Origin of the sequence: Erwinia sp. PPS120 (assembly GCF_047918655.1) — a bacterium.
GTDB lineage: Bacteria > Pseudomonadota > Gammaproteobacteria > Enterobacterales > Enterobacteriaceae > Erwinia > Erwinia tasmaniensis_A.
The window spans coordinates 10,850-31,850 of the sequence record NZ_JBLREF010000015.1 but is presented as its reverse complement, the minus strand read 5'-3'; the positions used below and the strand labels follow the sequence as shown (position 1 = coordinate 31,850).

22 protein-coding genes are annotated in these 21,001 nt (G+C 50.1%); all 22 read right to left on the bottom strand.

What is annotated here, in order from left to right:
• Positions 1-8 precede the first annotated feature (8 nt).
• Positions 9-803: a PP2C family protein-serine/threonine phosphatase gene (locus ACLRGG_RS10025; RefSeq protein WP_416249806.1), complete on the bottom strand. Its 795-nt coding sequence runs from the start codon at positions 801-803 to the stop codon at positions 9-11.
• Entirely contained in the window at positions 803-2,932 is a 2,130-nt protein-coding gene (tagH, locus tag ACLRGG_RS10020) for a type VI secretion system-associated FHA domain protein TagH (RefSeq protein WP_416249636.1), read from the bottom strand. Before tagH ends, ACLRGG_RS10025 begins: the two co-directional genes overlap by 1 nt.
• 211 nt (positions 2,933-3,143) lie before the next feature.
• The gene (locus ACLRGG_RS10015; protein ID WP_416249635.1) at positions 3,144-3,848 is read right to left on the bottom strand and encodes a hypothetical protein; all 705 of its coding nucleotides are present in this window, start codon (positions 3,846-3,848) and stop codon (positions 3,144-3,146) included.
• A 206-nt stretch (positions 3,849-4,054) separates the two neighbouring features.
• The gene (locus ACLRGG_RS10010; protein WP_416249634.1) at positions 4,055-4,879 is read right to left on the bottom strand and encodes a lysozyme inhibitor LprI family protein; all 825 of its coding nucleotides are present in this window, start codon (positions 4,877-4,879) and stop codon (positions 4,055-4,057) included.
• A 468-nt stretch (positions 4,880-5,347) separates the two neighbouring features.
• A complete protein-coding gene (locus ACLRGG_RS10005; protein ID WP_416249633.1) occupies positions 5,348-5,746 on the bottom strand; it encodes a lysozyme inhibitor LprI family protein in 399 nt (132 codons plus the stop codon).
• Positions 5,747-5,899: 153 nt separating this feature from the next.
• On the bottom strand, positions 5,900-6,385 hold the full coding sequence (locus ACLRGG_RS10000) for a hypothetical protein (RefSeq protein WP_416249632.1): 486 nt from the start codon (positions 6,383-6,385) through the stop codon (positions 5,900-5,902).
• The gene (locus ACLRGG_RS09995) at positions 6,382-6,621 is read right to left on the bottom strand and encodes a hypothetical protein (protein WP_416249631.1); all 240 of its coding nucleotides are present in this window, start codon (positions 6,619-6,621) and stop codon (positions 6,382-6,384) included. Before ACLRGG_RS09995 ends, ACLRGG_RS10000 begins: the two co-directional genes overlap by 4 nt.
• Positions 6,622-6,912: 291 nt before the next feature.
• A complete protein-coding gene (locus ACLRGG_RS09990) occupies positions 6,913-7,290 on the bottom strand; it encodes a T6SS amidase immunity protein Tai4 family protein (RefSeq protein WP_416249630.1) in 378 nt (125 codons plus the stop codon).
• A 206-nt stretch (positions 7,291-7,496) separates the two neighbouring features.
• Complete coding sequence (locus tag ACLRGG_RS09985) at positions 7,497-7,826, bottom strand: hypothetical protein (RefSeq protein ID WP_416249629.1); 330 nt, start codon at positions 7,824-7,826, stop codon at positions 7,497-7,499.
• 322 nt (positions 7,827-8,148) lie between these two features.
• Entirely contained in the window at positions 8,149-8,703 is a 555-nt protein-coding gene (locus ACLRGG_RS09980; RefSeq protein WP_416249628.1) for a hypothetical protein, read from the bottom strand.
• Positions 8,704-8,765: 62 nt separating this feature from the next.
• Positions 8,766-9,557 (bottom strand): lysozyme inhibitor LprI family protein, encoded by a 792-nt coding sequence (locus ACLRGG_RS09975; RefSeq protein WP_416249627.1) that lies wholly within the window; start codon positions 9,555-9,557, stop codon positions 8,766-8,768.
• Between the two features lie 186 nt (positions 9,558-9,743).
• On the bottom strand, positions 9,744-10,160 hold the full coding sequence (locus ACLRGG_RS09970; RefSeq protein WP_067703786.1) for a hypothetical protein: 417 nt from the start codon (positions 10,158-10,160) through the stop codon (positions 9,744-9,746).
• The gene (locus ACLRGG_RS09965; RefSeq protein ID WP_416249626.1) at positions 10,157-11,155 is read right to left on the bottom strand and encodes a hypothetical protein; all 999 of its coding nucleotides are present in this window, start codon (positions 11,153-11,155) and stop codon (positions 10,157-10,159) included. Before ACLRGG_RS09965 ends, ACLRGG_RS09970 begins: the two co-directional genes overlap by 4 nt.
• Positions 11,156-11,194: 39 nt before the next feature.
• Entirely contained in the window at positions 11,195-11,641 is a 447-nt protein-coding gene (locus tag ACLRGG_RS09960; protein ID WP_416249624.1) for a lysozyme inhibitor LprI family protein, read from the bottom strand.
• Positions 11,613-12,482, bottom strand: a complete 870-nt coding sequence (locus tag ACLRGG_RS09955; RefSeq protein WP_416249623.1) for a DUF8812 domain-containing protein — start codon at positions 12,480-12,482, stop codon at positions 11,613-11,615. Before ACLRGG_RS09955 ends, ACLRGG_RS09960 begins: the two co-directional genes overlap by 29 nt.
• Positions 12,483-12,592: 110 nt before the next feature.
• Complete coding sequence (locus ACLRGG_RS09950) at positions 12,593-13,075, bottom strand: Hcp family type VI secretion system effector (RefSeq protein WP_416249622.1); 483 nt, start codon at positions 13,073-13,075, stop codon at positions 12,593-12,595.
• Between the two features lie 157 nt (positions 13,076-13,232).
• Positions 13,233-13,457, bottom strand: a complete 225-nt coding sequence (locus ACLRGG_RS09945; RefSeq protein ID WP_067703806.1) for a hypothetical protein — start codon at positions 13,455-13,457, stop codon at positions 13,233-13,235.
• An 82-nt stretch (positions 13,458-13,539) separates the two neighbouring features.
• A complete protein-coding gene (gene tssC / locus ACLRGG_RS09940; protein ID WP_067703809.1) occupies positions 13,540-15,039 on the bottom strand; it encodes a type VI secretion system contractile sheath large subunit in 1,500 nt (499 codons plus the stop codon).
• A gap of 3 nt (positions 15,040-15,042) precedes the next feature.
• Entirely contained in the window at positions 15,043-15,573 is a 531-nt protein-coding gene (gene tssB, locus ACLRGG_RS09935) for a type VI secretion system contractile sheath small subunit (RefSeq protein ID WP_067703812.1), read from the bottom strand.
• Positions 15,574-15,621: 48 nt separating this feature from the next.
• On the bottom strand, positions 15,622-16,641 hold the full coding sequence (gene tssA, locus ACLRGG_RS09930) for a type VI secretion system protein TssA (RefSeq protein ID WP_416249621.1): 1,020 nt from the start codon (positions 16,639-16,641) through the stop codon (positions 15,622-15,624).
• 16 nt (positions 16,642-16,657) lie between these two features.
• Positions 16,658-17,368 (bottom strand): type VI secretion system-associated protein TagF, encoded by a 711-nt coding sequence (gene tagF / locus ACLRGG_RS09925; RefSeq protein WP_416249620.1) that lies wholly within the window; start codon positions 17,366-17,368, stop codon positions 16,658-16,660.
• Positions 17,369-17,384: 16 nt separating this feature from the next.
• On the bottom strand, positions 17,385-20,999 hold the full coding sequence (gene tssM / locus ACLRGG_RS09920; protein ID WP_416249619.1) for a type VI secretion system membrane subunit TssM: 3,615 nt from the start codon (positions 20,997-20,999) through the stop codon (positions 17,385-17,387).
• Positions 21,000-21,001 lie beyond the last annotated feature (2 nt).

The window sequence follows — 21,001 nt, the reverse complement described above, 5'->3', positions numbered from 1 at the left end:
GCCTTATTTTAATCACGAAGGGGAAAAAACTGGGCTGCTTCTGAAAGCGAATGCAGCAGCGTCGTATCCTGCGGGTCGCCAACCCAGACGGCGACGGCGCTGTAATTATCCTGACTGGCCGCTGACGCCTGGTCATTCTTACGGATAACCTCATGCATCAGCGTCAGCCACTCATCGGGCGTGTTAACCATATGCAGCGACTGCTGCATATGCTGCTGCGACAGCCCGTGCCAGAAACCGTCGGTGCAGAGCAAAAACGCATCGCCATCTTCAATCGGCACCACGTCGCTGTAGCTGGCATCACGCTCTTTATCGCCCATCCCGAGGGCAAAATAGAGCAGGTTGCCGTTAATACCTTCGGTCTGGTGCCCGGCATCTTTCATCTGCTGCACCAGGCTGTGATCGGTGGTGACGTGATAGAGATAGCCCCGGCGAAAGAGGTACAGGCGGCTGTCGCCCGCATGCGCCCAGTAGGCCAGCTCAAAGTCGCGATCGATAAACAGGCTGACCATGGTGGTGCCCATGCGCTTATATTCGCTGTGCGCCTGCTGCTGTTCACGGATGGCGCGGTTAGCGTCGTTGACGTAGCGGCGTATGCACTGCGCGTCGAGGTGGTCATCGCCGTTAAAGCGCTCGAGAATGGTGTTGCGGGCCAGTTCAGCAGCGACGTCACCGCCGGGCAGACCGGCCACGCCGTCGCAGACCACAAAGCAGGCCGAACGCTCGCCGATGCTCTCCCCGGTCTGGTCCTGATTACTTTCGCGGTCGCCCTGATTCGACATGGAGGCAAGGGTGATATTCATCATTCTTCCGATCTGATTTGAGAGTCTTTGTACTGGTTCACTTCCATATCGTAGGCGTGTAAAAAGGCTTCGCCGAACAGGGTATGGAAGTCATCTTCGATTTCTCCGGCGGTTTCGCCGTAGCGCTTAGTGAAGTGTTCCCACAGCGCGGCTTTACGACTGCCGGGCAGCGACAGGCGCGAGGTGGCCCCTTCCCGGCGCGCCTCCTCCTCCAGCTGCTGCGGGTTAAAGGATTGCAGCATTGAGGCGATGATCGCGCGGATCCCGGCGATCATCCCCAGCTGGTGCGCCTGCAGATCAACCAGCGCATCGCGCACCGACTGCTTTGGCGGCATAAAGCCCGGCATCCGGCTGCCAAACATCTGCATCAATACTGACTTGCCCGACGGCAGCAGCTTGAACGGGTTGTTGGCCTCGTCGAGGATCACCGTCATTTCGGCCTTCACGCCGCGCTTGAGGATCGAGCGCGAAGAGAGCAGCGCCACCGTGCCCTGCGAGAACATGCCGAGCATCTGCCCCAGCTCCTCCATGGCGTCACGATCAAAGCGCGGGGTCGGTTGCAGATCGTTCAGCCCCATGCCGCTGATAAGCGCATCCATCAGTTCGCCGTCCAGCAGCTCGCCGCTGCCGGTTCCCGCCGCGCTGGAGGATGAGGCCGTATTCGACACCGGATCGATACGCAGTCGTCCCTTCGGCGGCGGCGTAGTGTTGCGCGCCACGGCCTGCGGCGTCGGCAGCGTAATGCCGCCGTAGTCGGGCTGGGTCGGAGCCTGTGCAGGCTCGTCGTCAAACAGCGGCGAGCTGGCAAGTTGCGAGATATCATCTTCCCGCGCATCGAAAGAGGATAAGGGATTGCTCTCCGGCGATTGATTAGCTGGGTCAGCCGGGCGATCGGCGGACAAGCGTTCAGCCTGAGACGCCGCTGCCTCTGACGCCAGATTGGGCTGCCCGGACGGCGAAGCAGCAGGACGCGGTGAATCATCAAACAGCGGCGAATCAGCGTAAGCAGCATCGCCAGGCTGCTGATCAAACCGTGGGGAAGATGCGTGGACGCCGCCGAACAGATCGAAATCGCTGTCTAACGTCGGGGGGCTGGATTGCCGGGCAGCGGATCCAGAGACCGGTGGCGTCCCCGGCTTTTGTTTGCCCGCAGCGAGCTCAGACTCATGACGCACCGTACCTTTTGTCGCCTGTGGCGATGTCGTCCCCTGCTCGTCCAGCGGCGTAAGCGGCACGGCATTGCCCATCATCAGCCCCAGCGGATCGTCGCTGTTGACCTTCGCGGCAGCGCTTCCCCCCCCGAACAGCGCCAGCGGATCCACTTCATCCTTATCCTTTCCTGACGGGGCCGCCTTTGCCGCCTGCTGCTGAAGCAATGAGCTGGGCGTGCTGTCGTTGAAAATGCTCTCCTGCTTAAACAGCTCGTCGTTGTTAAACAGCGAATCCGGCGTCGGGTTACGACGATCAAAGTTCAGCGCATCCGATCCGCTGGCAAACTGCGCAAGGGGGTCGACAGGGTTACGATCGGGCGCTGGACCTTCCGTCAGCGGGTTAGCACTGCTGCGCGCGGGTTTACTACGGTTAGACAGGCTGTCGGTAATGGAAAACTCCTGCGCCAGGCTCTCCCAAATCTCGCTGGGGATCGCGGCAGGGGAATTTTCTTTCGCCTCTGCGGGCGGTGCTGGCTGAGCCACTGGCGCAGCAGGGCGGTCCGAAGACGTGTCAGCAGGACGAGCCGTTGACGCGGCGGCGGCACGCGCCATCGACGCGGCAGGACGCGCGACAGGCGTGGCGGCTAACGGCTGCGCCCCGCCGTTGAGGTCACTGACCTGCAGGCGATAATCATCAATGGTCAGGATATCGCCGTCCTGTAGCTCGACCTGACGCCCGCGCTCCAGCGGAATATCATTAAGGTGTACCAGCGTCACGGTGCCGCGATTGGTAATGCGGCATTCGCCCTCGGCGGTGATATGCACAATCGCCTGCAGGCGGGAAATCGTGCGGTCGTCGTCCGGCAGTACCAGATTATTATCGGCACCGCGGCCAATAGTGCCGCCGGGCGGCAGAAAGTCACAGCTGCTCTGCGGCGGCTGCTGACCAGATTTGGTCGCTATTATCGTAAATCGCATAACGGATTCCTGCGTTAGAGGGAGTCCCAATAACATCCATAGGGATGAAGGACGTTCGGCGTTCAAGCCGCGCCCGTTTTAACAGTCAGCAGAAAACGGGTGTAGTTTGAACGCTAAAAGCGGATTAACAGACTCTCCCTTGATTAGCGTTGGGGAGAGGTAAAGGTCGTATTTGCCAGCAGAAGTCACACTAATTTATTCACTCGGTGTTCTACTTTATATCGGGCAGCAGGCTGAAGGTCCCTTCTTCCGGGTCATCTTTATCTGTGAGCATTTGATGGGTTACGTTATCGACATAAATGCTGAAGAGGCGGTGCTTAATCTGAATGTCACCGGGGCAGTGGCCGCCGTGCTTTTCCATCACATCAACAAGCGTTAAACCGGGCTCGCCATCTTTGGCCTGCTGGTACTCAACGCAGGCAGGGTCCTTAACCAGCTTCTGCTCTTCAACTGCTTTTTGTACCTGTTGCACCACGTTAAAACGCGCAGTCGCTTCTGGTGGCTTATGACCCTGGTACCATTGTTTAAGGCCTGCAAGGTTGGCGATATGTTGCGATCCGATCCCGGACGTTAGATCCCGATCAAGGCTTAATGTTCTCTTCGCTTTATCAACGGAAAAGATCGCTGATGCAAAGGCGTTAGCGCCAGAGGCAATCACCTCATAAATTACGCCGATCTTAATCTCCGCAGGGTTCTCCTCAGAAAGAACGCCAACCGCCAGGGTTCGCTTACAGGTCTGTCCCTGCCAGTTTTCTTTACCTATAGTGGGGATAACCGTGGTTAACCGGCCTTGCTGAGCACGCCAGGCTGCAAAACAGATCCCTGCACCCTGTTCGCTTTGGCCATGGCCTGAAATAAACACGCCTAACTTTTTTCCATCTGAGTTAATCGAAAAGCTTTGTTTATCCAGCGGCACGCCATTGCTAACAGAATATTTAGCGGCTTCCTCACGGACGGCATTGGCGTAAGGTTTACTGTTTTCCGGCGTTAGCAGAGTGAGTGCGCTGGCATTTAAGGAAAGCGCCATCAGGATTATCAGAAGCCATTTATTCATTTACTACGCCTGGGGTTTTATGATTGATATTAGGTTGATGTGTGGGTGGCGCGTTACTTCGCCAGAGATTATTTGGCCTGATCAACCAGTGACTCGGTACGTTTGCGCATGGTGCTTTTGAGACATTGACTATCTGAAGCACATCTGTTTCGCTCATGGAGCCAGGATAATTGTGCGGCTTTTAACTTACTGACCTTTGTCTCAACATTATCGCCGATATTTATTATCTGCTTAAGGACTGTTTTATACGCATCGCTGACACTGCGATCCCACGAAGAAAGTTCATATGAGGCACATATTGCTCTTTCGGCATCGTTGTTGTTACTCGCACACGTAAAACCCGGGTCAGGTTGAGGATTATTTGATAGTTTTTTCAATGTGAGATAAGAGTCGTTATCCCAGTTAGTAATCATCGTATTGTTATCAGTTTCCACAAGCCAGTTATCAACTGCGTGACCTCTGGGGCCTAATATTCCCTGACTGCATGACACAGTGACAGGTTGAACGACTGTATCTCCGGCGAACGAGAAACCATAACTTTTGGCACTGATTTTATCTATGTTGCTGCCGTCAGAGCCAGATGTTTTCTTAATCAGCTCGTCAAATTTCATCGCATTCGAATAGGTGTATTCAGGTTTTCCGCACCCCCTGGAAACTAAAATATCTCCAGATATATCATTCTTAGTGAAGGCGATTGTTCTTCCAACCAATGTAGGATCGTTAGTAATGATATCTGGTCTGTACGTCTGAAGGCTATTTATATGCACTTCCTGAATCTGCCATACGCCCTGAAGAGTGGATGAATAATCAACTACCGTGCTTTCCACACGAGAAAAAGATGACCACCAAAATATTAAAATTGAAAACGGTATAGTCATTATTATTTTTTTCATTATACATTATTCCTTATAAAAAATCTTCCTAATACGTTCTGGCTAAAGTTGAAAAATTATACTTCACGCACTCTCTCTGGACTGCCCTTTACGATATTTAAGCCTGATTTTTGAGGATGAAGTTAGATAGTAATATAATTTTTTAACGTTGACTTATTAGCGAAGACATCATCAACCCTCTTATTACCTGCTGAGTATTTCGCATTGATTACCAACTCAGCAGCCACACGACTCTTTTGAGCGCAGGTTGGTAGTTCAGCATCATGGGTTTTCTTTAAGCTATGGCCCACATGCATTTCCCAACGCTACAAAAATGAAGAGCGCTGAAGAAGAGTTGAAGAAAAAGATAACTCGCCAGGAGGTTAAAAGTAACATCAAATAATTAATTTAACCACTCTAACAATCATGCATTCGTATATTTAAAAGATATCCTAAGCGAATATCCAACGACATTCGCTTTTAAATTAATCAATATGGCATTGATTTTAAGTCTTTAATTCTTACACCATCAACTCTGGCAATACATTCATTAATCGAAACCGTATTAGCAAGTGTTCCTTCCTCTGCAACAAAAGCCTCTAGCTTGCACTGTGCCTCTCTGTATTTTAACCAACCTCTCTGCGCATCAAGCAATGTTTTTATATATTCATCACCTAACGATTTATCCGCTTTATAAGTAGTCATTATTCTCTGTTTTGCTGATGAATACTCTTTATTTAATAAGTTCTCTGCGTTAGCCTTCTTCTGAGCAGAACATTGTAGAATCTCACCTTCTGCCTGTGGGTTCAGGCAATCATCAGCAGCGAAGACCGAAGTACTTAGCGATAACACCGTAAATCCCAGTAAAAGACGCATTGTATATTTCATTACTCTTCTTATTAAGGATAAGCGTGATGGTGATTTTTAGTCTGCCTCACTCATCGCAAATATTAATATTAACGAGAGTGGGCAGTTCACAGCAAGATTCATAGATTCAACTAAATCAATGCATCACTTTCTATATTGGCTGTAAAAATCAGATCAATTAGCAACTTCAAGATCCTGGGTTCTAATATATCCCTTTATTTTAGACATATCGGCAGGCATAGTTGCATCATATAATGCGACATATTCCCATTCGTCATTGACAGTTTTGACTTTGACCAGAGGCTTATCAATTGGTTTTGATTCAATGTTTTCACTTTGTTCTGAAGGCCTGGACTTAATAAACACGTCTTTACGATTACTTTTAATTGTATACATTACTGAATAAGGCTGTGAGTCACATCCAGATCGAGACTCAATCTTTTGAAGATTATATCTTGTCGTCGAGCCGGAAATAAAAGAGTTAAGCTTTACAAAATTTTGTTTATTATCACATTCAGATAGAATAACTACACCTGAGTACGTAATAATGCCATATTGCTCAGCATGACCTTCCTTGAATTTAAAAAAATCCTCAGGGATATTTTTAAACTTTTCTTTGATAAAGTTTTCAGCTTTATTTTCTTCAAAATAGTCTTTCACACCTTTGCTGTTTTTACTTTCATAGAGGTAAAGGTTTTATTATGTTTTTCATTTGTTTCAAAAAAACGCATCATGATGTACGGACTTTTAGGTTGGCCATTTTCATCTGACTGGGGCATCCAGTAAGCCTGAAGTATTCCAGTAGCTTTAATCACGTCCTTAGCTGAAGCATCAACCATAAAAAAAACCGAAATCAAAGGAAAAAATACATTCACATAGTAAATAATTTTATTCATATGACCCTCTCAAGATCCCTATTATAGCCCCAATTTAATAGCACCAGAGAAACTTTTAACTCCACCACTTTTTAGACTGGCTTTTTTAGTGTTTAAATTTAGTGGGCTCATTATCAATAAAATATCAGATTTCATCACCTTACAAATAAAAAACTATCAGTATGTAATTCTTTATTGTTATTATGCGTAAGAGGCCATCTTATTGCAGACGCAACAAAATTAATTACCAGAACGCCTCGATTATACTAATTGCCAGTGATTAACTTTCACTTTATAGATAAAAAATATACACTAATCATGAGCGCGCAACTTACTATTATACTTATTAAAGATAATTCGCTGTTCGTTACCCTGGGAGATTAAATTACACTTAAACACCTTAAAATCAGCATCAACAGAACCCGTTAATTTTGTTTTTAAAGACTCATCGATAAGTTTGTCAGCATCATTGAAAGCGTCAACAGGGAGCTTGCTATATTCCAACCAGACAGAAGCACTTTTGAACGCATCATCCCTGAAACCTTTATCAAAGGTAATTTTTCCAGCACAGCGATCGAGAATCCAGTTTTGAAAAATTTGGGGTTGTGGAAGCCTGTCCAGTGCTGGTGGAGTAACCGCCTTAACCACTGGAGTGATAAATATGCAAGTAATCAGAAGGAATTTTTTCATTTCGAAGTCCAATGTGAAGCCATCGTTGGAATGAAGCTACCATTTTCTGAACTACCAGGAAATTGTTAGGCTTCAAATTATCAAATTGAACTTTTATAATATAAAGTCATTAATAATAACTCCATTTCTAAAGCATAGATAATCACTATAACCACTTCGGACTTGGAACTAATTTCACTTACAAAGCTTTCATTCTTCTATGACAATTATTCCATCTTACCAATATCAGTGGAAATAACCTTACCATTCTTGAAAATGTTAAGATCCCAAAGATTATTATTTCCAGATACAAAATAATATTTATATGCACCATTATGAAATTCATAACCTGCAAAATCACATACATCAGGACAATTTACGCCTACTGTCTTACCTTTAAGAACGATCCCTTTACCCGTCGCTTTGCTCCTGGAATCGAATGTTACATCTTCGCAAGAAACATTTCCTTCAGCACAATGCTGAGTGATTTTTGCAGTGTATTTTTTTCCATTAAAGACTGACGCACTCTCAGCACTAGACAGTGATGACCAGCCCAATATAAAAGCTAAAAGCGCTGTAGTAATTATAATCTTTTTTTCATTACCCTAATCTCACTATAAAAATCATCCTTATACAAATAAACCCTGGCTAAAGCAAAGTATATGTTCTTTTATTCATTATGCAGAATGATTACTAATACAGTTTATTCAAAGCCTTCCTCTCAAGGTAACGCCAGTACCCTGATATTTATTTCCACATTATCCATGATTACTTTTAAGAGCTTTAAAAAGCCCATCTCGATTTTAAAAATACTATAGCAGCCTACCCATATGATATATCAAAAGCAGGCTACCGTACTTTAAGCCTAAGAACGAAACTTTATTCTACCCGGTATTTTTTTCTTAATTCAGAGATAGTATTTACGTATGAGTTTTCAAAGCGAGCTGTTGTTCTTGAGTCATAAAAAAGTTCATTTTTATTTCTCAAACCGAAAATAACATAGTTATGCGATGCCTGCCCTCTGGTATCAACAGAATAGAAAACTGCGATTTTCGTATCACTTTCTTCAGGTTTAGATATCAAACCAACCGCGTCAATCTTATCACAGTCAGCCGTCTCCCAATCATCCACTCCAATGGTTGATTTGAAGAAATCAACATCTTTATTATTGGTTGACCAGGCTACAAAACAAACTGGATGAATATCTCTCTTCCAGCCTCTTCCCTGTACCAGAGTCCCTAATTTAGACCCACCACTAACGACATCAAAAGTCTGCTTTGAATCAAGTTCAACATTTGAAAGTCCATTGCTCTCTGCTTTTTCTGTTATAGCATTACTGGTAGCCGGGGCACCTGAAATCTTTAGAACTGTATCTGCCAGAGCTGATGAACTGATTAACGAAAAGGATAAAACCAGATAGGCGATCGTTTTCATTAAAAACACCATGAGTACGGTTATAATTTTTAAACGCAATAAAGAACACAATGATATTAACTTTACTGCCCGTCTGTTATTGAAGATAGAACATTGAGCCTTTCAACCATGCTTTTATTAAGACATTCTTTATCTGTCTCACAAGAATTACGTGTCTTTATCCAGGCTTTTTGAGAATTTTTGATTTTCTCCTCCAGTGCCTGGTCGCCAACAGAAATGGCGCCATGCTGAGCAGACTTCCATGCTTTATTGACACTTTTATCGAAGGAAGAAAGGTTATAATCTGAACAGATTGTTTTTTCAGTTGGTGTATAAGCTTTTGCGCAAGAGAATGATGGTTCAGGTTTTGCATTACTACTCACCGGCACAAGCGTCAGAATGGTCCCATCGAACCAGTTAACCAGCATTTTTTTATTATCTGGGAAACCAATCCATGAATTTTTTCCGGTATCGCCTCCACCAAAGCTACCAACATGACAGCTGAGATTCAAGACCGGAATATTTTTCTTGCCATCGACCTCCAGGTCATAAGCTTTGGCACTGGCTGAGTCAGCGCCCCCCATCGCTTCATGAATTAAACTATCAATCGAACTTATTGTTGATTTATACTGAGGCTGTTGAAAATTAATTGTTTCAGGTAAATTTGATGTGATGGAGTTCGTATCAAAACTTATATACCGACCAACTAAGCGATCATCATTGGATTGATAACTTAAGGTCCTTTCCGTAAGGTTGTTGATATCCACTTTGCTTACAACCCAGCTACTCTTAAAAATAATGGTAGAAACTGATGATGCTGGATAGCATATAAAAGAGGAAGTCAACGCAAAAAATAGCAGCACATACTTTATCATAATGAACCTTTTTGCATTACACCTCTAAAACCAGAGATTAAATATTAAATCTAAATTTTTATTATGAGTTAATCGATAAATAATTTTAAAAATATGATTAGATTTATAAGAGAGATTAAAGTTTTGATATTGTAAATATTAAAGCCCACACCTGCTTAAATTTTACATTCCAATTTTTGCATATCATTAATAATGGTATATAACACTATGAATATAAGCCATAAGCATTGCCATTATGAAAAATGAACTTTGTATGAAGTAATTACGTCGCCATTCCCACATCCATGCAATTTCATTCTTAGGTAGTGACTGCATATAGTGATAGCACCTTTCATCTACTAACACTCCTTTTTTAGAATACATTTTTTTCCTGCGCAGCAGACGAATAAAAAAGACGATCTTAAAATAAAAGAAAACAAAACCAAGATTCGACGCCAGAGTGGTTACAGTATCAACAAACAGGCCAGCCTGCTGATAATTCTCTAAAAACAACTCATATCTACTTAAGTTTTTTTTATAAGAAAAATAGGAAACAATTGTGGCAGAAATAGAAATTAAGAAAAGAAACAGCACTATGAAGAAAAACAAATGTTCTGTACTCATAAAATTAAATCCATAAGGTAATCAGTTCCTTTTTCAGCAACAGCTCCTGAAGCTGTTCCCACAGCAACTCCACCGATTATACCACATGCAAGCGTACCTAATCCTCCCGTGGGTACTCCAATTGCTACACATAAAGCAGTTGCCCCTAATCCTCCAAGGGCCCCACCATAAATACTAGCAGCAGTACTGGTTCCAAACTTACTGTATTCTCTTACCGCAACCTTATTACATTCGCTTTCCCGCCCAGTAGTACAAGCATGATGAACTTCATTTGTTGTATTCAGACCCGAAAAGCCAATTGCGATCCATCCTCCCAGCTTCATATACTTTGCTGCGGATGAAGCCCTATCTATGTAAGAGGAATAACCTTTAATAGCTCCTACCCCGGATGACTGCCAGTCATGTACAATTGATCGACTTGACAGATTCAAAGCTTTTTTCAGATCGTTATACGGACGCATTTTAAGAGCTAATTTTGAGATCTTCCCCAAGTGTTGATTTAAAATGTTGAATAGCCTCGCTCGTTCTGCGAAAAACTGCTGACTGATCAGAGAACCTTGTGTTCTAAACTGGTTCTGATAAGTTAACTCTATTTGCTTCAATATTTTTTCAACCTGATAAAAATGTCTTTCTGCCGCATCGCTAACGGTCCCAATTGTTTTATCCATAAAAAAAGTAAGTGCTGCGATGGTACCATAGTTAGCATTTAAGAAAGTAGCCGTCGACAAATCTGCCGTTGCAAGAGAATTATCCACCTTCTTTTTAGCATCGTGGAGTTTTTTTAACTGATAAGATTGATTCTGATTTTCAGGGTCCGCAATTATTAACATTTGCCCAGGTTTTACCCATTGGGTGCCATTATTAATGTGCATAAAAAAATCCGCAAGCTCCTGATTCCTTCCCTGGAATAACTGCTGTGTCTGAAATGCCAGAGTCCCGGGGTGCTGAGCAATACAAAAGCCCGGGTCAATATTCGAATTTTGGCGATTATCCATGACCTTATCTCCATTTTATCTACTTTTAGCGGAAGTGAATTAATCGTACGGAATCTCCTTTAATTCATTTGTTCTTTCTTCATCAAGTTTTGCGATACAATTGTTGGTAAAAACCATATAAGGATTACTATTTTTATTTGCTACATGTGCAAACAGTTTGCACTGACCATCACGATATTTTAACCAGGCACGTTGTGAATCTAGAAATACCCCGAGATAGTCTTTCCTTTCACTTTCCTGACCAGGAAATGTTTCATCTATTCTTTTTTTAGCAGCAGAGTACTCTGTATTTAGCGCTTTCTCAGCTACGGTTCGATTATGCTCAGCACAGGTAAATACTTCAGGATCACTTGTTTTTTTTGAGCAATCTTCGGCTGCTTGTGCTGTGCACATGAAGAAAAATGAACAGGCTACCATAGCGGGTAATATAATTTTCATTTCCGTTTTGACCTTAAATTTAGCGATTTTTCCTAAGATAATTAGCACGTTGCCGCCCACCTTCGTAACTCTGTACCTGAGCGTTATGTTCAATGAACTGAATCAACGTGTCAATATCATTACTCATACATGCCTTCATCGTTCTAACAAATCCGAGCCCCTGGTAGACAAAATCAACAGCTATGTCCCTGATCGGAGCTTTGAGATTTTCCCAGGCTGTTTGCTCAGGAAACTCTGCAGTTTTACTCAGATAGATTGCTTTTCCTCTTGAAGCGTAACCGGGATAAATAAGTTCAAACAGTCTAGCCTGAGCTTCACGAGTTATAATTCCGCACTCATTTTTATGCTCAATGACCCACTTTTGGGCAGATGTACCTGTTAGTTTCGTAGCATGGGAAAGCAGCTCAGCCTGATCTGAAGGAACACCCGCTCTGGTCAAGTCATGATAAATTGCATCCGGTGTACGCCCCCCCATATCGTAACCACGCCCAATAGTGACGCCTGAAACACCTTTAGGCCAGTGAATGTGGCGACTGAAAGAAGGGCTGTGAGGATTATCATTGCCTTCAGCATCAAATGTAACTTGACCCAAACTTACCGTTAACCGACCAGAGTTCAGGTGTCTGTTTTCCTGCGGAATGCCTGATGGTGCACCTTGCGAGTTTCCTGCTGCTAGTTTTCTAAACGTTCTGCCACCTGGATCTACCAACCCATCTGGGTTATTAAGGAATTTTGACTGGTAGTTTTTGATTGCCTGAAGAGTCTTTGGCCCATAAGCACCATCATCCTGAAGCTGAGGAAAACCGTTTTGTTTTAATAATTTTTGCACCGCTTTTACATCGGCAGGATTATTTTTACCACCCTGCCCCACAGACCCAGAGATATTCATGCCCCCCCCCCCTTCTTTGCTATATATTATCTGCAGGCATACTTACACCTTACCTGCAGATAATATCAATAAAGAAAAGCAATCTCCGTTAAGGAAATCGCTTGTTCCAATTACGCTTCTTTATTTTCTTTAATGTTCCAGCCAGCGCTGCTTTCTGCACCTTTGCCGCCGGATGAGCTCTGCTCCCAGTACTGCTGTTTAACTTTGGAAGCCTGGAAACCATAGGTCATTGCTACGGTATCTCCGTTATCAGCGCCGTTATATTGGACTGATGTGACCAGAACGTCTTCCAGCGTGATACGGGTGTACTCAACCTGAGTGCCACCTGCTTTACACACTGAAAGCTCAACTTTAGCAATATGCTTACCGCTGGCATTGTTCTTAAGCAACGCAGTAGTAGACTTGTCGATCAAAGCCTCTACATGCAGGTCATTAAAATTAACCTTACCCGCACCGCCGCCGCCGCCAACAGACATATTGCCCGGCTGAGTCGCGCCCCATGAGAAAGATGTAATATCGGTCCAGCCGGTATGGTTAGAGTCTTTAGACTCGCCGGTGACACCATCAACCTTCATAAACATATCAATAGCCATGATTATCTACTCTTGTTTAGTTAAAAATTTGCTTTAGATAAAGCACTGATATGGCAAACAGGAAAGCATGGGGCTGAATAAAACAGTCCATATTTTACCTCTGCCTCTATTCTGAATATCGCTACATGAGATTTTCAGATAAATAATGCCATTCACATCAGGTAAATGGACTGATGACTTTTTTCATTTTTTCTGCAACGCCATAAATGACAACAGACGCAGAAATAGCGACAATAATTATTACGGCGTTAACAGCAATGCCTGCGCCTGAGATATGCCAGTTAAAGATCAGACCGTAATAACCTACGCAGCAAATAAAGATAAACATTGCAAGCCAGGTCAGGGCCAGTCGCAGGAAGATTAAGCCTGTTTTTTTCAGCATGACTCGGCTTCCTCTACTGATTGAGTCTGGTGCACGGGGCCATCTCCGCCCCGTACACCCCTCTTCACCGCCGCGAATTGCCTCAGGCGTCGTTAGATTTCAGCGACGGCAGTTTGGAGACCAGGCGCAGGGAAACGGTCAGGCCTTCCAGCTGGTAGTGCGGACGCAGGAAGAACTTAGCCGCATAGTAGCCGGGGTTGTCCTCGATCTCTTCCACCAGCACCTCGGCAGAGGCCAGCGGCTTGCGGGATTTGGTTTCCTGCGAGGAGTTGGCCGGGTCGCCGTCGACGTAGTTCATTACCCAGTCGTTCAGCCAGCGTTCCATTTCGTCGCGCTCGCGGAAGGAGCCAATTTTGTCGCGCACGATGCACTTCAGGTAGTGCGCGAAGCGGCAGCAGGCGAACAGGTACGGCAGGCGCGAGGCCAGACGGGCGTTGGCGGTAGCGTCAGCGTCGTGGTATTCGGCGGGCTTCTGTAGCGACTGCGCGCCAATAAAGGCGGCAAAGTCGGAGTTTTTGCGGTGAACCAGCGGCATAAAGCCGTTTTTCGCCAGCTCGGCTTCGCGACGGTCGCTGATGGCAATTTCGGTCGGACACTTCATGTCCACGCCGCCGTCATCGCTCGGGAAGGTGTGGCACGGCAGGTTTTCTACCGCTCCGCCGGACTCCACGCCGCGAATAGAGGTACACCAGCCGTACTCTTTAAATGAGCGGTTGATGTTGGCCGCCATCGCGTAGGCGGCGTTGGTCCAGGTGTAGTTGGCGTGGTTCGCCCCTTCGGTCTCTTCCTCAAAATCAAAGGCGTCGACCGGGTTGCTGCGAATGCCATAAGGCAGGCGCGCCAGGAAGCGTGGCATCACCAGGCCGAGGTAGCGCGCATCTTCTGACTCGCGCAGGCTGCGCCAGGCGGCGTATTCGCTGTTCTGGAAAATCTTGGTCAGATCGCGCGGGTTCGCCAGCTCCTGCCAGGACTCCATCTGCATCACGCCCGGCGCGGTGCCGGTGATAAACGGGCAGTGGGAGGCCGCGCCGATGCGCGCCATTTCGCTCAGCAGTTCAACGTCCTGCGGGCTGTGGTCGAAATAGTAATCGCCCACCAGGCAGCCGAACGGCTCGCCGCCGAACTGGCCGTACTCTTCTTCATAGATCTTCTTAAAGATCGGACTCTGGTCCCAGCCCACGCCTTTATAGCGCTTCAGGGTGCGGCCCAGCTCCTGTTTGGAGATGCTCATAAAGCGGATTTTCAGCATCTCGTCGGTTTCGGTGTTGTTCACCAGGTAGCTCAGACCGCGCCACGCGCCTTCCAGCTTCTGGAAGTCTTCATGGTGAATAATCTGGTTGACCTGCTGCGACAGCTTTTCGTCGATCTCGGCAATCAGCGCCTGGATGGTACGGTAGGCGTCGCTGGAGACGGTGACGGTGTTTTCCAGCGCCTGCTGCGCCAGGGTTTTTACCGCGCTCTCTACCGCCGAGCGGGCCGAGTCGGTTTTTGGCCGGAACTCTTTATTCAGCAGCGCGCTGAACTCGTCCTGGCTCCAGGCCTGCTGCTCCTGCGACTGCTGCTGTTGGGATGGATTGCTCATCGGTTACTCCTCCTGACCTTTATCCGCTGATTCGTCCTGCTTCGGCAGGTGGCTCAGCGATTTCAGCAGCGTGGGATCCTGCAAAATTTTCGAAATAAGCTCTTCCGCACCGTTTTTACCGTCCATATAGGTCAGCAGGTTGGAGAGCTGTGTCCGCGCATCCAGCAGCTGGTTTAGCGGCTCAACGTTGCGGGCAACCGCGTCTGGGGAGAAGTCTTCCATGCTATTGAAGGTGAGATCGATATTCAGGCGGCCATCACCGGTCAGGGTGTTGTCAGCCTGGAAGGCGACGCGCGGCTTGAGCGATTTCATCCGCTCGTCGAAGTTGTCGATATCAATTTCAAGGAACTTGCGTTCGTCCACGGACGGCAGGCCCTCAACCGGCTTGCCGACCAGGTCAGCCATCACGCCCATTACAAACGGCAGCTGGATTTTACGTTCCGCACCATAGATCTCCACGTCGTACTCAATTTGTACGCGCGGCGCGCGGTTACGGGCGATGAATTTCTGCCCACTGGATTTACTGATTGCCATGGTGTTCTCCATTGGTATGCGCGGTAAAGAGAGAAATGAACGGGCGACTTAGCCGTCGCGGCGTCCGAAAATATTTTCCAGCTGATGGACGCCGTCGGGCGCCAGATCGCGAATGATGTCCATAAAGTCCATCTCGATCATCCGCTGTACGCGGTCGATCATCAGCGGAGCCGGATGACTGGGCTCGTGCTGTACAAAGTACTGCTTCACTTTTTCCAGCATCAGCTGCGCATCGGCCCGTGAACCCGGCTGCGCGCTGCGCCAGTCGGTGTGGCCGCTGACCGCTTTCACCTCCGGTGCTCCAGATACGGGCGGGGTCTCGCCTGGCGCGGATGCGGCAGGGATAAGCGTTGAGAGGTCGGTCACCTCGCAGGCCTGCGCCACGGTTGAGACCGTTTTTATTAGCTGCTCCATCTCGGGAACGCCGGTTTCACCCAGGTGCTGCACCAGGGTTTCGCGAATGGTTTGTAAACGCTCACTTATCTTAATAATGGCGTCCACGCCGGGTTGTCCACCCCGCGCCAGCTCGTCGATCAGCCGCGCGCGACCGCCGGGATAGTCGGGACATTCGGTTTTGCTGCCGTCAAGCAGCGCACAGGCGTCGCGCAGGGAGATTTCATCGGAGGCGCTGCGCAGAAGCGGTGCCTGACGCAGAGCGCCAGTGAGTGCTGACTTATCTCCTAACGCCGCCAGCGCGTTGATGCGGTAGAAAGGATCGCGTTCGCCGTCCTCCTCCAGCACCGGCCACAGCGGCTCCCACCAGGCCACCAGCGATCTTTCGATCAGCGCCAGGCCACTGGCGTAGCCGGTCAGGCCTTTTAGCTGGGTCCAGGCGCGGGTCAGCGCCAGCATAATGCGCAGATCCTTGCTGCGGGTCAGCAGGTCGCTGGCCAGCCGCTCAACCCGGTTCCAGTCTGCCGGTTCGGCCGGAATAATGGTGTCGCCAAACTGCTGTTCCGCCTTGCCCGCACTGGCCTGGTCCATCGCCATAAAGTCGGCGTCATATTCCAGGTTCTCACCGCAGGGCTGGTCGCTGCTGACCGGGGTAAGTAGCGCGTCGATATTCATAGTGCTCCCTTGCTCATTACTCAAACATCGGCGGATAAAGGCCGTGGCGTCCCGGTCGGGCACCTGCCGCCGGGTCAAACAGCATCGAAAATAGCTGGCCGGTAAAGTTGCCGCTGTGCACCTGGGTGTAGAGCGGGTAGCCATCGGTCTGGTTGGTCCACCAGAAGCTGGTGTACTGCTGCGGATCAAAGCAATCCGATACCTGCCGCCAGCTCAGGGTGGTGGGCCGTTCGGCGTAGCCAATCACGTCCAGAATGTCGGACTGTTCCTCTTCCGTCGGCAGCGGCGGCGCGGGGATGGCCAGCAGCGAGCGGTCGAGCTGTTCAGCCGAATAGCCATTGCGCACCGCATGAAGCAGCGCGCGCCCCAGCTGCTGATACCATTCGCCGGCCATCGCCAGCTGTGACGGTGACCAGCTCTGCGGCGAAAAGGTTAGCAGCGCGCAGACCGGATACTGGCGGCCCACGCTGTCGCAGGCTGGAAGCAGGCAGCCCATCTGCACCAGCTGGCTACCCAGCATCGGCGGCACGACAAAGTTCCACACCGGCGCGCTACTGAACTTACGTTCGCCCCCGGGCCGCTGCTCTTCGTTTTTCTGCCAGTTAAGCAGTCCCACCTGGAACCAGTTGGTCCACTGTTGCCAGATGGCATCGGGGAAGCGGCGTTTTAAGAAGTCTCCGGCACTGGGCAATTTCCCGTACCAGCCAATCGCAGGTGTCTGGCTCATCATCATTTCCTGACGGTTAGGGGCATGAGAACCCGGGTAGCTGAAACGGGTTGCGAATACTGTTGGGGGTGAATTCCAGCGTAATATGGTGACCATTGACGTTGAAGGCGGCCTGTTTGCTAAGGCTGCTGCTGCCGCCTGACCGCTCGGCGCGGTCAAAGAAGCGGTTTAGCGCCCAGGCACCGTTGGTGACCAGCGTGGCGGTGGTGCCGTCGGCCAGGCCGAGCTGCATTCTCACCTGGCTGGTGCCGCCCGGCCCCGGCCAGCTCATCAGCTGAACCGCCTGCGGCCCGTGGCTGTAGCGTAGCTGCTGGCCGTCGACATCCAGCGTCATGGTCAGGATATCGTTGTCCATCCGCACCGTGCGCACCGTCACGCGGAATGACGGCGTGGTCGCGCCGTTAGCAAAGAAGGCGTCGCGAATGCTCTGCGCCTGCTGGAAAGGCCGCAGCACCCCTTCGCCCCCCGGCAGCGTTTTGCCATCAATGCCCGGCGTAAAGCGCCAGGCCGCCTGGGTGGTATCGACCTTGTTCGCCAGGTTATCGCGGAAGAAGCTGTCCATCAGCCCGGTGCCCGGTGCAAACATCCGTGCCAGATCGTCCGGCGTCACTTCTGAACGCCCCGACCGCGACAGGGGATAGCGTCCGGCAATCGCCTGGCGGCAGAAGCTGCCCACCTCAACGTTAATGCGCTTGCGCACGTTGTCGAGGTCGCGGCGCTGGGTGTCGCTGCTGGCGCCGACGGCCATGCTGGTGAACATATTTTGCAGCGATCCCGGCAGGCGACCGGCGCTGGCCTGCAGATGGCTGATGGCATCACCAGAGGGTGGCGGCATGCCGCTGTTTGCCGCATCCTGCACCGCCGTCAGGTAGCGATAGAGGTCGTCGATCTGCTTCAGGAAGTCGTCAAAGGCGATGGTTTTACCGCCTTTCTCCAGCGGCTGCGCCAGCTCAATAACTGGTGCGAAGTGAGCAGTTACTGACTGCTCAGGCGTTTGCTGCTGGCTTGCGGCTGTGGATTGCTCGCGCGAACGGAACAGCGCATCCAGCGTGTTGCGGGCGGTGCTGCCCTTGTCCTCGCCCGCCTGGGCTTTGTCATCGGCCGGGGCGGCTTTCTCCAGCATCAGGTAGTGGCTGAGGTTGATCACCAGCTTACGCAGCGGCGAATTGTTGCCGGAGAGCACCCGCGCGGCGTTGATGCGCTGCGAGAGGTCAGCGCTGTTGTTCAGCTGGATATCCTGTAGCAACCCATCCCACTGCCGCATATAGTCGGCCATATAGAGCTGACGGACCGCGAGGTCGGTCTGCGCTTTGGTTTCCCCCTGCACCTGACCACCCAGCACCCACTGGTCGTCGTCGTGCAGTGCCGCCGTCACGCTGTCGATATTTTTATCGAAGCTGTTCCAGTAGCCCTCCGGCGTATACAGACCGGGTATGCCTTCGCTGACCGCCTTACCGCTTTTCCGCGACAGTACCAGCTCGCTTTGCGGACCGCCCAGCGAGGCCAGCGATACCGATGGCAGACCGTCGCTTTTTTCCAGCAGGCGCCGGAGTCGTCCATAGACGCGCTGCGACAGCGGCATCTGATTAATCAGCGCCTGCTCGCGCTTTACCAGCGCATCGTCCCGCGCATAGGGCGAGGCCTGTATCTGCGTCTCCAGCAGCTGCGACAGATGCCAGCCAAGCTGTTTGATCTGCTCGCGCGTGACGTTCTGCGGCTGGTTACGCTGGATATTCAGCATCACCCAGGCATGCAGGAATTTGCCATCGTAGTGCTTCGGCTGGTAAAGCATCTGGTAGGCTTTCAGCGCCTCGTAGCTGTAGTCGGCATCGCTGCCGTTGTCGTTACGCAGCCAGGTGGTGATCATCTGCGCGACCTGAGGTAGCAGCAGCTGCCGGAGCGATTTCTGATAGAGCGCCTGGGTCGCATCGCTGACCTCAACGCCGCGATACAGCCCCATTCGCCGGGTGATCGGCGGATGATTCAGATCGAAGGATTCGCTGTCCGGCAGGTGCAGCACGCCGTTCAGGAACGGCAGCAGCGCATACAGGTCAGTCAAATCGCCGGCCTGGAGGTTTTTGCTCTGCGCCACCACCTTCGGCACCTTCGCGTTCACCTCTTTCAGATAGGCTTTATTGTTGCTAAAGCTGGTTGCCCACAGCAGACCGGCAATCACCAGCGCGGCCACCAGCAGCAGATAGCCCGACCAGAGTACTGCCCGGTTACGCAGCTCCCACCAGCGGTTGCTGCCCGCCAGCCCGGCTTCCTGGAAAATGACGTTTTGCAGCAGGTCTTTCAGGAAGAAGCTCTGCCCTTTGTTCGCCGGGATAGGGGACTCTTTGTTGACGTTATCCCAGGCACCGCTGGTGCCCGCGTCCTCCTGCGGTAGCTGGAGCGCGCGGTTAAGCTCACCCATTACCCGGTCAAACGGCAGCCCTTCCTGGGTGCCGCTGGCAAAGTAGATGCCGCGCGGTGAAAACTGCGTTTCAAAATTGGAGCGGGCAAATACCGTTTCCAGATACTCAAACAGCAGCGGGCGCAGCGCGGCAAACTCCTGCGGGAACAGATAGCTTTCGGCGCGGGCTTTGCCATCGCTCTCCTGCAGCAGCCTGTCCGGCAGTCCGGCATCCAGACGCTGTTGCAGCAGGGCATACTCCTGGGTGCAGGCGCCGGGCAGGTCAAAGTCGGCGTGTTTTGACCGCTCCCACGGGAAGGTAAAGCCCCAGACCTGGTCACGCTGCGCCTTGTCGAAGTTGCCAAAATAGGCGCGAAAGCCCTTCAGCAGGTCGGTTTTGGTGACCATCACATAGACCGGGAAGCGGATCCCCAGCTGTTCATGCAGCTCCGTCAGCCGCTGGCGAAGAGAGAGCGCCTGCTGCCGGGTCGCCTCTGCCGACTGCGTCAGCAGATCGGCAACGCTGACGGTGACAATCACCCCGTTGATCGGCTGACGTCCGCGGTATTTACGCAGCAGCCCGATGAAGTTGTTCCATTCGCCCGCGTCCTGCTGCTGCTCGCTTTCCTGGGTGGTGTAGCGGCCTGCCGTATCCAGCAGCACGGCATCGTTGGTAAACCACCAGTCGCAGTTACGCGTGCCGCCAATGCCGCGCAGCGCCGCTTTACCAAAGCGATCCGCCAGCGGGAATTGCAGCCCTGAATTGACCAGCGCGGTGGTTTTCCCCGCGCCGGGTGCGCCAATGATCACATACCAGGGGAGCTGATAGAGATACTGGCGGCTAAAGCGCTGGGTCCAGCGGCGGTTGCTGCTGCGGCTGAAATGCGCCTTTTTCAGCATCTCCGAGGCTTCAGAGAAGCGCTCGGCCAGCACCCGATCCTCACTGGTCAGGCGCTGACGGTTGGGGTCATTCTCGTCGCCGGGGGTGGTTTTCAGGCTGCCCATCAGCTTGCGGTTCAGCCAGGCGTTGTACAGGCGCGGCACCAGATTGCTCAGGCCCCAGGCGATATACAGCAGTGCAATACTGATCTGTCGGTTAACTTCCGGCTCCAGCGGCCTGGAGTCGACGATGGAAAACACCGGACCAATCACCCAGATGATGAAGGAGAGCGCGGTGATACCGATAAATCCCCACATCAGCCGGTTGGTCATGATGGCAAAAAGAATATTCAGCATCC

Coding starts and splice junctions, on each gene's coding strand:
- ACLRGG_RS10025 (WP_416249806.1), bottom strand. CDS start 803: ATGAATATCACCCTTGCCTCCATGTCGAATCAGGGCGACCGCGAAAGT.
- tagH (WP_416249636.1), bottom strand. CDS start 2,932: ATGCGATTTACGATAATAGCGACCAAATCTGGTCAGCAGCCGCCGCAG.
- ACLRGG_RS10010 (WP_416249634.1), bottom strand. CDS start 4,879: ATGAAAAAAATAATAATGACTATACCGTTTTCAATTTTAATATTTTGG.
- ACLRGG_RS10005 (WP_416249633.1), bottom strand. CDS start 5,746: ATGAAATATACAATGCGTCTTTTACTGGGATTTACGGTGTTATCGCTA.
- ACLRGG_RS09995 (WP_416249631.1), bottom strand. CDS start 6,621: ATGAATAAAATTATTTACTATGTGAATGTATTTTTTCCTTTGATTTCG.
- ACLRGG_RS09990 (WP_416249630.1), bottom strand. CDS start 7,290: ATGAAAAAATTCCTTCTGATTACTTGCATATTTATCACTCCAGTGGTT.
- ACLRGG_RS09980 (WP_416249628.1), bottom strand. CDS start 8,703: ATGAAAACGATCGCCTATCTGGTTTTATCCTTTTCGTTAATCAGTTCA.
- ACLRGG_RS09975 (WP_416249627.1), bottom strand. CDS start 9,557: ATGATAAAGTATGTGCTGCTATTTTTTGCGTTGACTTCCTCTTTTATA.
- ACLRGG_RS09970 (WP_067703786.1), bottom strand. CDS start 10,160: ATGAGTACAGAACATTTGTTTTTCTTCATAGTGCTGTTTCTTTTCTTA.
- ACLRGG_RS09965 (WP_416249626.1), bottom strand. CDS start 11,155: ATGGATAATCGCCAAAATTCGAATATTGACCCGGGCTTTTGTATTGCT.
- ACLRGG_RS09955 (WP_416249623.1), bottom strand. CDS start 12,482: ATGAATATCTCTGGGTCTGTGGGGCAGGGTGGTAAAAATAATCCTGCC.
- ACLRGG_RS09950 (WP_416249622.1), bottom strand. CDS start 13,075: ATGGCTATTGATATGTTTATGAAGGTTGATGGTGTCACCGGCGAGTCT.
- ACLRGG_RS09945 (WP_067703806.1), bottom strand. CDS start 13,457: ATGCTGAAAAAAACAGGCTTAATCTTCCTGCGACTGGCCCTGACCTGG.
- tssC (WP_067703809.1), bottom strand. CDS start 15,039: ATGAGCAATCCATCCCAACAGCAGCAGTCGCAGGAGCAGCAGGCCTGG.
- tssB (WP_067703812.1), bottom strand. CDS start 15,573: ATGGCAATCAGTAAATCCAGTGGGCAGAAATTCATCGCCCGTAACCGC.
- tssA (WP_416249621.1), bottom strand. CDS start 16,641: ATGAATATCGACGCGCTACTTACCCCGGTCAGCAGCGACCAGCCCTGC.
- tagF (WP_416249620.1), bottom strand. CDS start 17,368: ATGAGCCAGACACCTGCGATTGGCTGGTACGGGAAATTGCCCAGTGCC.
- tssM (WP_416249619.1), bottom strand. CDS start 20,999: ATGCTGAATATTCTTTTTGCCATCATGACCAACCGGCTGATGTGGGGA.